The sequence below is a fragment of the Saccharomonospora glauca K62 genome (assembly GCF_000243395.2).
GTDB lineage: Bacteria > Actinomycetota > Actinomycetes > Mycobacteriales > Pseudonocardiaceae > Saccharomonospora > Saccharomonospora glauca.
This window is the reverse complement of the sequence record NZ_CM001484.1, coordinates 731,267-743,632: the sequence shown is the minus strand read 5'-3', so window position 1 is coordinate 743,632 and position 12,366 is coordinate 731,267. Positions and strand designations below refer to the sequence as shown.

12 protein-coding genes are annotated in these 12,366 nt (G+C 71.1%); 4 read left to right on the top strand and 8 right to left on the bottom strand.

Annotated elements, in window-relative coordinates; translation table 11 throughout:
• Window position 1 precedes the first annotated feature (1 nt).
• The gene (locus SACGLDRAFT_RS03600; protein WP_005461839.1) at window positions 2–877 is read left to right on the top strand and encodes an SURF1 family cytochrome oxidase biogenesis protein; all 876 of its coding nucleotides are present in this window, start codon (window positions 2–4) and stop codon (window positions 875–877) included.
• 77 nt (window positions 878–954) lie between these two features.
• Window positions 955–1,920 (top strand): NAD(P)/FAD-dependent oxidoreductase, encoded by a 966-nt coding sequence (locus SACGLDRAFT_RS03595; protein WP_232284060.1) that lies wholly within the window; start codon window positions 955–957, stop codon window positions 1,918–1,920.
• A gap of 11 nt (window positions 1,921–1,931) precedes the next feature.
• Here the strand turns inward: SACGLDRAFT_RS03595 and SACGLDRAFT_RS03590 are convergent, their stop codons facing one another.
• Genes SACGLDRAFT_RS03590 through SACGLDRAFT_RS03575 form a run of 4 tightly spaced genes read right to left on the bottom strand, consistent with a single transcriptional unit; the run spans window position 1,932 to window position 6,634 of the window.
• On the bottom strand, window positions 1,932–2,894 hold the full coding sequence (locus SACGLDRAFT_RS03590) for a cobalamin biosynthesis protein CobD/CbiB (protein WP_005461835.1): 963 nt from the start codon (window positions 2,892–2,894) through the stop codon (window positions 1,932–1,934).
• Window positions 2,895–2,949: 55 nt separating this feature from the next.
• Window positions 2,950–3,963: an NAD(+) diphosphatase gene (nudC, locus tag SACGLDRAFT_RS03585; RefSeq protein ID WP_005461833.1), complete on the bottom strand. Its 1,014-nt coding sequence runs from the start codon at window positions 3,961–3,963 to the stop codon at window positions 2,950–2,952.
• Window positions 3,960–5,351, bottom strand: coding sequence for a M16 family metallopeptidase (locus SACGLDRAFT_RS03580; protein ID WP_005461831.1), 1,392 nt, complete (start codon window positions 5,349–5,351; stop codon window positions 3,960–3,962). The genes nudC and SACGLDRAFT_RS03580 overlap by 4 nt, the downstream gene beginning before the upstream one ends.
• On the bottom strand, window positions 5,348–6,634 hold the full coding sequence (locus SACGLDRAFT_RS03575; protein WP_005461829.1) for a M16 family metallopeptidase: 1,287 nt from the start codon (window positions 6,632–6,634) through the stop codon (window positions 5,348–5,350). Before SACGLDRAFT_RS03575 ends, SACGLDRAFT_RS03580 begins: the two co-directional genes overlap by 4 nt.
• An 81-nt stretch (window positions 6,635–6,715) precedes the next feature.
• Here SACGLDRAFT_RS03575 and SACGLDRAFT_RS03570 point away from each other — a divergent pair, with 81 nt between their 5' ends.
• Window positions 6,716–7,513, top strand: coding sequence for an SDR family NAD(P)-dependent oxidoreductase (locus tag SACGLDRAFT_RS03570; RefSeq protein ID WP_005461827.1), 798 nt, complete (start codon window positions 6,716–6,718; stop codon window positions 7,511–7,513).
• A gap of 168 nt (window positions 7,514–7,681) precedes the next feature.
• On the opposite strand, the gene SACGLDRAFT_RS03565 is transcribed toward SACGLDRAFT_RS03570, so the two are convergent.
• A complete protein-coding gene (locus SACGLDRAFT_RS03565; protein ID WP_005461825.1) occupies window positions 7,682–8,467 on the bottom strand; it encodes an SGNH/GDSL hydrolase family protein in 786 nt (261 codons plus the stop codon).
• Window positions 8,468–8,602: 135 nt separating this feature from the next.
• Window positions 8,603–9,487: a YciC family protein gene (locus SACGLDRAFT_RS03560; RefSeq protein ID WP_005461821.1), complete on the bottom strand. Its 885-nt coding sequence runs from the start codon at window positions 9,485–9,487 to the stop codon at window positions 8,603–8,605.
• 123 nt (window positions 9,488–9,610) lie between these two features.
• Here SACGLDRAFT_RS03560 and SACGLDRAFT_RS03555 point away from each other — a divergent pair, with 123 nt between their 5' ends.
• The gene (locus tag SACGLDRAFT_RS03555; protein WP_083852977.1) at window positions 9,611–10,687 is read left to right on the top strand and encodes a neutral zinc metallopeptidase; all 1,077 of its coding nucleotides are present in this window, start codon (window positions 9,611–9,613) and stop codon (window positions 10,685–10,687) included.
• 28 nt (window positions 10,688–10,715) lie between these two features.
• On the opposite strand, the gene SACGLDRAFT_RS03550 is transcribed toward SACGLDRAFT_RS03555, so the two are convergent.
• Window positions 10,716–11,144 (bottom strand): hypothetical protein, encoded by a 429-nt coding sequence (locus SACGLDRAFT_RS03550; RefSeq protein ID WP_040918488.1) that lies wholly within the window; start codon window positions 11,142–11,144, stop codon window positions 10,716–10,718.
• A gap of 128 nt (window positions 11,145–11,272) precedes the next feature.
• Window positions 11,273–12,358, bottom strand: a complete 1,086-nt coding sequence (locus SACGLDRAFT_RS03545; protein ID WP_005461818.1) for a potassium channel family protein — start codon at window positions 12,356–12,358, stop codon at window positions 11,273–11,275.
• Window positions 12,359–12,366 lie beyond the last annotated feature (8 nt).

The following is a 12,366-nucleotide window of genomic DNA, read 5'->3' as shown; positions in this document are numbered from 1 at the left end:
CGTGCGCTGGAAATCGCTGCTCCAGCCGGGTTGGCTGGCGCTCACGCTCGTCGTGTTCGGCTTCGCCGTGACCTGCTACACGGTGCTCGCGCCGTGGCAGTTCGACCGCCACGCCGAACGCAAGGCGCAGAACGACGCCGTGTCGACCTCGTTCTCGGAGCAGCCGCGCCCGTTGGAGGAGGTGCTGCCGCCGGGACGGTCTCCGGGACAGGACACGGAGTGGCGCCGAGTCCTCATCGAGGGCACCTACCTACCCGAGCACGAGGTCATCGCACGCCTGCGCACCGTCCAGGGCGAACCGGCCTTCGAGGTCCTGACGCCGTTCCGGACGTCCTCCGGGCGGGTGGTGCTGATCGACCGGGGCTACCTGCGCCCGGACAACGGAGCCGTCCCGCCCTACGCCGCGCCGCCGGACGGGGTGGTGCGCGTGGAGGCACGCGTTCGCGCCGACGAGACCGACCCCCAAAACCGCGACGCCTTCGCCGACGCCTCCACGCGGGGCAAGCTGCACGCCTACGCCGTCGACTCTCGTATCGTCGCGAGGTCCTCGGGACTCGACATCTCCCCCGGATACTTCCAACTCACCGAGGGGCAGCCGGGCGTGCTCGGCGCGCTCCCGCTGCCCACGCTGGAAGCGGGCCCCTTCTTCTCGTACGCGCTGCAGTGGGTGGCGTTCGGCACCATGGCGATCCTCGGTTGGGGGTATTTCACGCTGCGGGAGCTGAAGCCCGGAGGGGTGCTCTCCGAGGAGCGCGGGGGCGGCACCCGTCGCAAGTCGGTGGCCGAGATGCTCGCCGAGGACGAGGAGGACCACACCGCCGAGGAGAGCCCGGTCGGCAGCGGTGGAGACACCGACTCCGACACCTCGCGGCACTGACCGTCACTTGCTGGTACGGCAAAATTCTTTGCCGCTCCTTCTCGGCCGTGGGCATGATCGCCACGGAGGTGGTCGAGATGACCGAGCAGGTGAACCGAGAGAACACGGCACGGGACGTGGTGGTGATCGGTGGTGGCGCCGCCGGCCTGAGCGGAGCGTTGTTGCTGGCCCGTGCGCGCCGGTCGGTGGTGGTCGTCGACTCCGGCGAACCACGCAACGCTCCCGCCGAGGGCGTGCACGGGCTGCTCGGCAGGGAGGGCGTGTCCCCCACCGACCTGCTCGCCCGTGGCGGGGAGGAAGTCCGCCGCTACGGCGGCCAGGTGGTGAACGACGAGGTCACCGCGGTCGAGCGGGACGACACCGGCTTCACCGTGACGTTGGCGGAAGGCCCGAGTCTGCGGGCCCGGCGACTGCTGGTGACCACCGGGCTGGTCGACGAACTACCCGACGTGCCGGGGTTACGCTCGCGCTGGGGCCGAGACGTCCTCCACTGCCCCTACTGTCACGGCTGGGAGGTCCGGGACCGGGCCATCGGCGTGCTGGCCTCCGGGCCGACGTCGGTACATCAGGCGCTGCTCTTCCGGCAGTGGAGCGCCGACGTCATGCTGTTCACCCACGACCGTCCCGCCCCGTCCCCCGAGGAGCTCGAACGACTGGTCGCCCGAGGCATCGACGTGGTCGACGGCGAGGTCACCGGCGTGGAGGTGGTGGACGACCGGCTCACCGGCGTGCGGTTGGCCGACGGCACGGTGCACGAGCGTGAGGTGGTGGCCGTCGCGCCGCGGGCGAGGGCCCGCGGCGGTTTCCTGGCCGGGATCGGGCTACGCCCGGTGACGCATCCCGCGGGGGTCGGCGAGCACGTGCCCACCGACCCCACGGGACGGACCGAGGTCCCCGGAGTGTGGGCGGCGGGGAACGTGACCGACCCGATGGCCCAGGTCGGCGCCGCCGCGGCCGCGGGCGCGACGGCGGGGGCCCGGATCAACGCGGACCTGGTGGAGGAGGAGACCCGGCTGGCCGTCTCCGCCCGACGCGGGCTCTGACGCGAACCACCTCAGCCGCGCCCGCGGGAACGTCGGCGGCGACGCAGGCTCGACACCAGGGCGATGGCGGCGGACGTCACCCCGGCGAGCCCACCCACCACACGGGACAGCTCGACGGCGCGGGTCACGTGACCCGCGTCGGGGTTGCGTCCGTCGCCGAGCACGGGCAGCTCCCGCACCCCGTCCGGGTACGTCGTGCGGCCCCCGAGGCGGATCTCCAGCGCGCCCGCGTAGGCGGCCATTACCCGCCCGGCGTTGGGGTTGGGGTGCAGGACGCTGTCCCGCCGCCACGCCCGCCACGCCGCACGGGCCGATCCGCCGACCACGGGAGCCCCGACGACGGTCAACGCGGCGGTCAGACGCGTGGGCAGCAGGTTCACCACCCTGTCGAGATAGGAGACGGGCAGGGCGAACCGCCGGGAATCCGGCCGCTCCGCCACCACGCGGCGGGCCACGCCGACGGCACGAGAAGCCAGCAACCCCGGCACACCGGCGACCGCGCCCCACAACAGGGGCGAGACCACGGTGTCGGAGGCGTTGTGCGCCACGGCTTCCACCGACGCCCGCGCCAACGCGACGGAGTCGAGATCCCGCGAGCACCGCGAGTCCCAGTGCGCCAGGGTCTCGCGCGTGGCCCCGAGATCACCGGTCTCCAGGTGCCTCGCCAGCGCCGTGCCGTCGGCGGCCAGGCGAGCCCCACCGAGGACCGCCCAGGTACCGGCCGCAGTGGTGACGGCGTTCACGAGCGGGCGGGTACGGCCGAGGCGCTCCAGCGCCGTCCCGGCCAACACGGCCGTCCCGGTCACCGCACCGAGATGCACCGCCCCCGCCAGCGGGTGATCCACGGGGACGCGTCGCCGCACCGCCCGCGCGAGACGCGCGAACGTGGCGTCCGCTCGCCCCCGCACCGACTCGCCGACCATCGCGTCGGCCACAACGCCCAGCAGCAGTCCCACAGCCCGCGCTGCGCTCACTCGACCTACCCCCTGATTCTCGCGTGTCGCGAGACTATCGGCCGAAAGTTCGTGCTCAGTTCCGGGCCTCCGCCCAGGCACGCACCATGACGTGTGCGATGGACGTCTCCCCCGGCAGCAACAGCTCCGGGTCGTTCCCGGCGAGGGCGGCTCGAACCCGCTCCCTGGACACCCACTGGGCGTTCTCGATCTCCCCGCGAGCGGGCGTGAGCGGCGCCACGGCGTCGGCCCGTGCCGCGAAGCCCATCATGATCGAGCGTGGGAACGGCCACGGCTGGCTGCCGAGATAGCGGACGTCTCGAACGGCGACCCCCACCTCCTCGCGGATCTCCCGCTCCACGCAGCGTTCCAGGGACTCGCCCGCCTCGACGAACCCGGCGAGCACCGAGTAGCGGTTCGGCGGCCACGTCGGCTGACGTGCCAGCAGCACGTTCTCCCCGTTGACACCGACGTCGTCGTGCACCAGGCAGATCACGGCCGGGTCCGTCCGCGGATACTCCTCGCGCCCGCACTGCTCGCACGTGCTGGCCCAGCCGAACTGGTGCAGCGTCGTCCGCCCCCCGCACCGAGCGCAGTACCGGGCTCGCCGATGCCAGTTGCGCAGCGCCACGGCGGTGGTCAGCAGGCCGGCGGCCGTGTCGTCCAGCACCGCGCCGTGCGCTCGCAGATCCACCCACGCCTCGTTGCCGACGACGGTGACCTCCACCGGCAGTCCCCAGCCACCGTCGAGGCCGACCCGCCGTCCGGGCCCCGCGGGATCGGCCAGCACGGCCCAGTAGTCGGTGTCCTCCCAGCGCCCGAGGAAGACGGCCTCCTCGGGCACCTCCTCGGCGACGTCGAGGGCGGGCGTCGTGGCCAGCGGCACCCCACCGGATCGGTGCCCGAGGAGGGCGTCCTCGGGCACCGGGACGCGCCCCGCGCTGTCGAGGCGGACGACTCGCGCCGAGGGCCACCGAGCCCGTAACCGCTCGGGATCGGTGCGGAGCGACTCCTGTCGATCGGCTGTCGACCGGGACAGCGCGGGAAGGGTGGTCAGCCGGAACGGGGAAGGTTGGCTCGTAGCACTCATCGAGCCGGCACTATCTCACCGTCCACCTCGACGCCCCCGAGCGCGGTCAGCTTCGGCGCGAGGACGTCGGCATCGCCGACCACGACCCCGGTGAAACGCCGGGGCGAGAAGAACTCCAACGCCGCCTCGGCCACCTGCTCGGTGGTCACCTCGGCCAGCCGCCGCGGATGCTCCGCGAGCCACTCCACCCCGAGTCCCACGGCGGTCAACGCGGCCAACTGGCTCGCCAGCCCGGCCTGCGACGACGACGCGATCAACAGAGTGCCGACGGCATACTGCCGCACGGACTCCACCTCGTCGTCCGTGGGCGGCACGAGCCCCAACCGGGCCAGTTCGTAGCGGGTCTCCAGCAACGCCGCCGCGGTCACCTCGCTCGCCGTGTCGGCCTCCACCTGCAACGTGGCCTTGGACCCGGTGAACTCGAACCCGGAGTGCGCGCCGTAGGTGTAACCCTTGTCCTCGCGGATGTTCTCCACGAGCCGAGACGAGAAGTACCCGCCGTAGGCGAGGTTGGCCAGCTGCAACGCGGGATAGCGCGGATCGGTCCTCGGCACCCCCTGCGCCGACAGCCGCAACTGCGACTGCACCGCGCCGGGCCTGGCGACCAGGAGCAGGTCACCGGGCGTGAGGTCCGGAAGCTCGGGAAGCCGGCGCGCCCGCGCGTCGCTCGACCAGTCCGCCAGCGCCCGCCGAACCTGCTCCACCACGGTGTCCGGGTCCACGTCCCCGACCACGACGAGGGTGGACCCGCCGGGCAGCACCGACGCCGCGTGCAGCGACCGCACTCCCTCGGGCACCACGGCGGCGACGTCCTCGGCCCGCGGCATCTCACGCGTGTAGGGGTGGTCGCCGTACCGCCTGCGCTGCAACGCCTCCCGCGCAATCACCCTGGGCTGGGTGCGTGCCACGGCGAGCCGCTCGGAGATCCGGGCGGCCTCCCTGTTCACCTCGGCGTCCTCGTACGAGGCCTCGGTGAGCACGTCGGCCAGCACGTCCAGCAGGTCGGGAAGTTTCTCGGCCAGCGCGCCGCCCGAGATCCTGAGGTGTTCGGGGTCGACCACGGTGCTCAACTCGCCGCCGATGAGCGCGAGGTCGGTGTCGATGCCGATCCGGTCGCGACGGCGGGTGCCGGTGAGCAGGGTCTCGGCCAGCACCTCGGCCGTGGCCGGGTGCATCGGGTCGTCGCCCGCGAAGGGGATCGTCAGCCGAAGTTCGACCATCGGCACGGTGGGCTTGTGCACGGCGAGCACGCGCAGGCCGTTGTCCAGCACGGTGTCCGCATGCGACAGTTCGGCCGCGCTCCGCTGCTCCCCGAGCGGGGGCAACTGCCTCGGCCCCTGCTTCGTACGGCCGATCTCCTCGGCGGAACGGTGACTGGTCACACTCACTGGGCACCTCCCTGTCCCGGTTCCACCTCGAGAACGGCACGCGAATCGGGGCGCAGCGACTTCGCCGCCTCGGACACCTGCTCGGCCGTCACCGCGGCGATGCGCTCGGGCAGCTCGTACACCAGTCCGGCGTCACCGTAGAGCAGCTCCAGCGACCCGAGCGCCAGCGTCCGCGACACCAACCGGTCGTGATCGGAGTGCAGGTTCGCCCTCCATCGGGCCGTCACCTTGGCGAGTTCCTGCTCTCCCGGCGGCGTGGTGGACAGCGCGTCGAGTTCGGCGTCCAGCGCGTCGAGCACCTGCTCGGTCGAGGTCTCCGGAGGGTGGATCGCCGTCACCGAGAACGTGTCCGGGTCTCTCGCCTCGAACGGACCGAAGAGTCCCGCACCGGCGTTGACGTCGGTCACCAGCGGTTCGGCGTGCACGAGCCGCTGCTGCAGCCGCGACGAGTCGCCGTCGGTGAGCACCCCGGCCAGGACGAGGTGAGCGAGGTAGGCGTCGAGTTCGCCCACCGGGTCGGGCATCCGGTAGCCCACGGCGAGGGCGGGCAGCGGTGCGTGCGGGTCGGTGTGCGAGCCGCGCAGCTCCTTGGTGGGGCGGGGCTCGGCGAACGACGGCCGCTGCGGCTTCGGGCGCGCGGGCACGTCACCGAAGTGCTTCTCCACCAGATCGCGGGTGCGGTCCACGTCGAGGTCACCCGCCACGGTGAGGACTGCGTTGGCGGGCGAGTAGTAGGTGTCGAAGAACGCCGCACAGTCGTCCAGGGACGCCTGCTCCAGGTCGGTGAAGTCGCCGTAGCCGTTGTGGGCGTTGGGGAACGTCGAGTACAGCACCGGGGGCAGGAGGATCCACGGGAACCCGCCGTAGGGCCGGTTCAGCACGTTGAGGCGGATCTCCTCCTTCACCACGTCGATCTGGTTGGCGAGGTTCTCGCGCGTCAGCTTGGGCGCGCGCATGCGGTCGGCCTCCAGAAACAGCGCGCGTTCCAGCGCTGCCGACGGCAGAACCTCGAAGTAGTCGGTGTAATCGGGGTGAGTGGAGCCGTTGAAGGTGCCCCCGCTGCTTTGCACGTGGCGGAAGTGGGCGAGCTTCTCGAGGCTCTCGCTGCCCTGGAACATCAGGTGTTCGAAGAGGTGGGCGAACCCCGTGCGCCCTTCCGGTTCGGAGCGGAAGCCCACGTCGTAGTGCACGCTCACCCCGACGACCGGTGCGGTCGGATCGGGCGCGAGCACGACGCGCAGGCCGTTGTCGAGGGTGAACTTGTGTAGCTCGGAGACGGCCATGAGCACACCCTACGGGTAATCTCGATTCCGAGAGCAGCCACGCAAGTGACGAGGCCACTGGATCGACGCCGGAGGTAACCGCTGTCCGAGCGAACCGTACTCGTCACCGGGGCCACCGACGGCCTCGGCCGACGCCTGGTCACCGAACTGATCGACCGCGGGGTCCGGGTGATCGCCCACGGTCGTGATCCGGAGAAGCTCCGCGCGGTGCGCGACGAGACGGGCGCCGAGATCGTCCGTGCCGACCTCGCGGAACTGCGTCAGGTCGACCGTCTCGCGACCGAGTTGCTCCAACGCTACGAGCGGTTGGACGTCCTGGTGAACAACGCCGGGGTGGGCTTCGGCAGCGATCCCACTCGACGGGAGGAGAGCGCCGACGGCTACGAGTTGCGGCTGGCGGTGAACTACCTCGCCGCCTACCACCTCACCCGCCGCGTCCTTCCTCTGCTGCGGGCTCCCGCTCGCATCGTCAACGTCGCCTCGGTCGGGCAGGCGGAGTTCGACTTCGCCGACCCTCAGCTACGGAACCACTACGACGGCATGTCGGCGTACATGCGCAGCAAGCTGGCGCTGGTGATGTTCACGCTGGACCTCGCCGACCAGCTCCGGGCCGGCGGCGTCACCGTCAACGCCCTGCACCCCGCCACCTTCATGGACACGACGATGGTGCGCGCGGCGGGCATCACCCCGACGAGCAGTGTGGACGACGGCGCGGCCGCGGCCCTGCGGCTGATCTGCGACGACGACCTCGCCGAGACCACGGGACGCTTCTTCGACGGCACCCGTGAGGCGGCCCCGCACCCGCAGGCACGCGACGGGCGGGCGCGAGAACGGCTGCGGCAGCTCAGCGACGAGCTCGTACGCGACGCCCTGGGTTGAGAACCCGGCTCCCGTTCTCCGCACCGATTTCGGTCCCCGGCTGTTTCGGCCCCATCCCTTCGGACGACTTCGGAGGCGTCCACACCGCCGACCACCCTCGATCCCGACAAGGCCGAGGAGTCCACACTCGCGCTCGACGTCGGCTACGTCTGCCGGAGGCCGTGACGGTCACAGGCCGCACCGCGCCGTGAGCAGCGTCCACACCGCCGCATGCACCACCCGATGCCCGGCCTCCGTCAGGTGCGTCGAGTCGGGCAGGTAGAGCCCCTCGGCCTCGGGCGTGCCACCCGCGGGCAGGTACTCCCCGAGGTCGAGCAGTTCGACGCCCCGGTCGGCCGTCACGGTCTCGATCACCGCGGTGTACGCCTCCCACGGATACACCGGGTCGGGCACGAGCCGCGCGCCCGGCTCGGGCGGCACCAGCAACAACACGGTGGTCCGCGGCGAGGCCTGCTGAAGCCCCTCCACGAGAGCGCGGTAGTGCTCGTCGAAGTCCGTGGGCGGGAGGTCGGACGCGAACTCGCTCGCGCCGAGGGCCACGATCACGAGCGCCGGTTGCACGTCGTGCACGGTCCCGATCGCGCCCGCGGTCTCCGCCCAGCGCCCTCCCGGCCGGAAGTCGGCCGCCGTGGCACCGTTGTGCGCGAGCACGGTGGTGATCGTGCCCCACTCGTCGGACGCGCGCCGCGTCAGAGTCGACGTCCAGCCGGCCTCCGTCGGCGCGTAGCTCCCGCCGCCCGAATAGTCGGACAGCCCGTACCCCGTGCTGTGGGAATCGCCGAGGATCATGGCCGCCGACTGGTCCTCGCACCAGGTCGGGGTCGTGGCCGCGGTCGTGGCTCTCGGGGAGACGCATGCCGTCAGTCCCAACGTCAGCACCACGACCAGCCCGGTGACGAACGCACGGCGAGCTGCCCGCCGTACGCCGCGTGACCGGCGCCCCACACGACCCACGGTGTCTCCTCGCCGCGACGAGCGCGCCGGACCCGGTGCGCCGGCGACGTCACCGTCCTCGTCGTCGGTACCGGCCCCCGCGTTTCACCCGAGGAGGAAATCACTGCATGTGAGTGATGTCACCCGAGGTCCGGGTCAGTTCCTCCCGGCGGCCCTGGAGAGTTCGTCGGCCAGGTTCTCCCTCCGGATGCGCTGGTCGATGTAGAGCAACGCGGTCACGGCCGCGGAGAACGGAACCGTGACGGTGCGGGCCACGGCACCCCCGAGTTCCCGGATCACCAGCTCCTGCGGCGTGTAGCCACGCTCGAACGCCTGCGGGTCGATCGCCAGGGTGAACGGCCACTGGATCAGGTAGGACAACGCCCACGTGATCAGGACGGCGACCACGAGCACCCCGAACACCCGCCACCACGCGCCCTGCACGAGGAGCACCGAACGGCGCAGCGCGGCCCCGAGCCGACCGCGTTCGAGCACCAGCGCCGGTGTCGCCAGGCTCAGCAGGGCGTACAGCCACACCCCTGGCACGATGAACAGCGCGGTGCCCACCATGACCGCCGCCGTCACCACGAACGTCAGCCCCAGCAAGGGCAGCAGCCGAGGCTTCAGTTCCTCCCACGCCCCACGCACGCCGATGGGCCGGCCGAGCACGGCCTTGCCCACCACGACCGTCAACAGGCCGGACAGGAACGTCTGCGTCACCAAGGTGATCAGTGCCAGCACCCCGAACTGCGGCAGCGAGCTTCTGAGCTGCTCCATCGCCTGTTCGAGCTGCACCTCGGGCGGTGCGTCCGCGTCGATGACGGGAGCGGGGCTGGTGGCGTCGAGCACCCACAGGTCAGCGGCGTAGTAGACGACGGCGCTCACCAACGCCACCACCGCGGCGGAGCCGAACACCACGCCCGCGTACCTGCGCAAGGTCGCGACGGCACCTTCCAGGATCTCCCCGAGAAGCAGTGGGCGAAGCGGGATGACGCCCGGCCGCCGCTCACGCGACGTGGACCAACCTGTGGATTCGGACATACCTCCATCCTGACGGTTGCCTCGCGTGTGGAATGCGACCGGGTCCGCCGCAGAACCGTTCCGCGGGGAGGAAAGCTCGCTATGCTTGCGGCCGAGTTCCATCGACCGCGCGGGGACGACGAGATGACACAACCGCCACCGTGGCCGGGCTCCTCGGGCCACGGTCACGGCCCGTACGTGCCCTCCGGGTATCCGGCACCCCCGACACCACCGCACCAGCCACCGCGGAAACCCACGCGGCCCTACGCGCTCGCGTTCGGCAGTGGCTCGATCCTGCTCGTCCTCGCCCTTGTGCTGGTGTACGTGGTCGCGACGGGCACCGAGTCACGCGACACGCAGATCGACTCGGCCGCCTCCTCGCCGATACCGACTCCGGCGGTGCCCAGCAGCTCGGAGACCACGTCGAGCACGACGTCCACCACCACCTCGGCGACGCCTGCGGCGGGTGGCGCGTCGGCGACGGGGCAGGCGGGTCAACCCACCAAGATCCTCAAGCTCGCCGACCACCCCATACTCCAGGACCCGAACGCCGGGCTGGCCAACCGTGCCTGCTACCTGCCCGGCTGGGAGAGCACGCCGGAGGGGGCGCAGGAGTTCTTCACCGCCGCGCGGGAGTGCCTCGACGCGGCGTGGGAGCCGTTCCTGCGCGCGTACAACCTGCCGTTCACACCCCCGAGACTGCACTTCCCGGAGACGGACAGCTTCGACACCCAGTGCGGCAGGATCGACGTCAGCATCTCCACGGCGGCGTACTACTGCGAGGGTGACCTGTACCTGCCCTTCGACGGGCTGCAGACCCAGCAGTACGGCAACGCCCCCGGCGTCTACCTCGCGTTGTTCGCGCACGAGTACGGCCATCACGTGCAGGAGCTGGCCGGGATCATGGACGCCGCCTGGGAACGCATCTACGCGGAGGGGCGCGACAGCCCCGCCGGACAGGAGATGTCGCGGCGCAAGGAGTTGCAGGCGCAGTGCTTCTCCGGGATGTTCCTCGGCGCCCACGTCGACCAGGGCGGCTCCATCACCCGCGAGATGTACGACGCCGCCTGGTACGACCAGGAGACCCGCGGCGACGACACCTCGGGCACCCATGACCACGGCAGCAACGCCAACTACGCGAAGTGGTGGCGCGCGGGTGCCTACGACAACCGCATCGTCGACTGCAACACGTTCGCGGCCCCGAGCGAGGACGTGGCCTGAGTTCGACGCGGCCGGGCCGCGCTCGCGATCACGCCGCCGCGAGCCCCGAGCGCGGCCCTCGCGCCAGCAGGAAGGCGTAGGTGCCACCGCTGACGCAACCGAGCATGAGCAGGCCGAGTCCCACCGGCCTGCGCAGGTCGTGGACGCCCGGCGCGGTGGCGTCGAGGAACACGGACACCGGGCCCTCGGCCTCGGTGGGGTCGTCGACCACCGCGATGCTCACCTGCTCGTCCTGACTGTGGCCACATCCGCTCAGCAGGCCCTCGTAGGTCTTCCCGTCGAGTTGGAACCGGACGGTCTCCTCGGCGTCGGGTTTCGAGCACTCCACGGGTTTCGTCACCGTCGCGTCGACGACCTTCCGGTCCGCCTCAGCGGACCCGGCCCCGAACAGCGAGGGCCCCATCCACCACGCCCCGAGCAGGATCAGGATGCCGGTCACCACAGCGACACCGAGCACTCGCGGTGTCAGTTGGGGAGTTCGCCGTCTGTCTGGGTTCGCTGGCTGCGGCACGGTTCAATGGTTCCAGAACACCTCGGCACCGCCCACAACACGGTCCCCGACGTCGAAAACCGCGAGGACGTCCGTCACGACACGGTTTCCTCCCCCGCCGACACCTTCTTCACGTACAGCAACCGGTCGCCGGGTTCGAGGGAGTCGGCCTCGGGAGCGTCCACGCGGTAGAGGATGCCGTTTCGCACGAGCCCGAGCACGATGTCGCTCAGGTGCCGAGGTGAGCCTCCCTCCTCGGAGGGCTCCACGGGCCGTTCGGCGATCGCCAGACCGGTCTCGGGGGTCAGCAGGTCCTCCACCATGTCCACCACCCGTGGGGTCCGAGTGGCGATGCCCAACAGACGACCCGCCGTCTCGCTCGACACCACCACCTGGTCGGCACCGGACTGCTTGAGCAGGTGGACGTTCTCCGCCTCCCGCACCGACACGAGGATGCGCGCCTTGGGAGCGAGTTCCCTGGCACTGAGCGTCACGAGCACGGCCGTGTCGTCCCGGTTCGGCGCGACCACCACCGCGCGGGCGCGCTGCACGCCCGCGACCCGCAGCACGTCCGAGCGTGTCGCCGAGCCGTGCACCGTGATCAACCCGCGAGCGCTGGCGGCGTCGAGGGCGGCGCGGTCGGTGTCCACCACCACGACCTGGCTCGGATCGCTGTCCTCCTCCGCCAGCAACGCGTTCACCGCCGAGCGACCCTTGGTGCCGAAGCCGATGACGACCACGTGGTCGCGCACTGTGCGCCTCCAATTCTGGATCCGAAACGCCTGCCGCGAGCGCTCCGTCAGCACCTCCAGTGTCGTTCCGATCAACACGATCAGGAACAGCACCCGCAGCGGTGTGATCAGGACGGTGTTCACCAGCCGGGCCGTCTCGCTGACCGGGGTGATGTCCCCGTAGCCGGTGGTGGACAGCGTCACGGTGGCGTAGTAGAAGCAGTCGAGCAACGAAAGGCCGTCACCGTTGACGTCGCGGTACCCGTCGCGTTCGAGGTAGACGACGAACACCACGGCCACCAGGGCCAGCAGTGCGAACAGCACCCGGCGAGCGATGGCACGCACCGGGCTGACCGTGTGGGTGGGCATGTTGACCACGCCCACCAACGCGTGCCCCGGTAGCTCGGACAACCTCTCCTCGCGGAGGTTGGCTCTCCACGCCCTCACCATGATCGCGC

Bases quoted from the DNA above. Each gene is read 5' to 3' on its own strand.
- SACGLDRAFT_RS03595 (WP_232284060.1), top strand. From the start codon at position 955: ATGACCGAGCAGGTGAACCGAGAGAACACGGCACGGGACGTGGTGGTG.
- nudC (WP_005461833.1), bottom strand. From the start codon at position 3,963: ATGAGTGCTACGAGCCAACCTTCCCCGTTCCGGCTGACCACCCTTCCC.
- SACGLDRAFT_RS03575 (WP_005461829.1), bottom strand. From the start codon at position 6,634: ATGGCCGTCTCCGAGCTACACAAGTTCACCCTCGACAACGGCCTGCGC.
- SACGLDRAFT_RS03560 (WP_005461821.1), bottom strand. From the start codon at position 9,487: ATGTCCGAATCCACAGGTTGGTCCACGTCGCGTGAGCGGCGGCCGGGC.
- SACGLDRAFT_RS03555 (WP_083852977.1), top strand. From the start codon at position 9,611: ATGACACAACCGCCACCGTGGCCGGGCTCCTCGGGCCACGGTCACGGC.
- SACGLDRAFT_RS03545 (WP_005461818.1), bottom strand. From the start codon at position 12,358: ATGGTGAGGGCGTGGAGAGCCAACCTCCGCGAGGAGAGGTTGTCCGAG.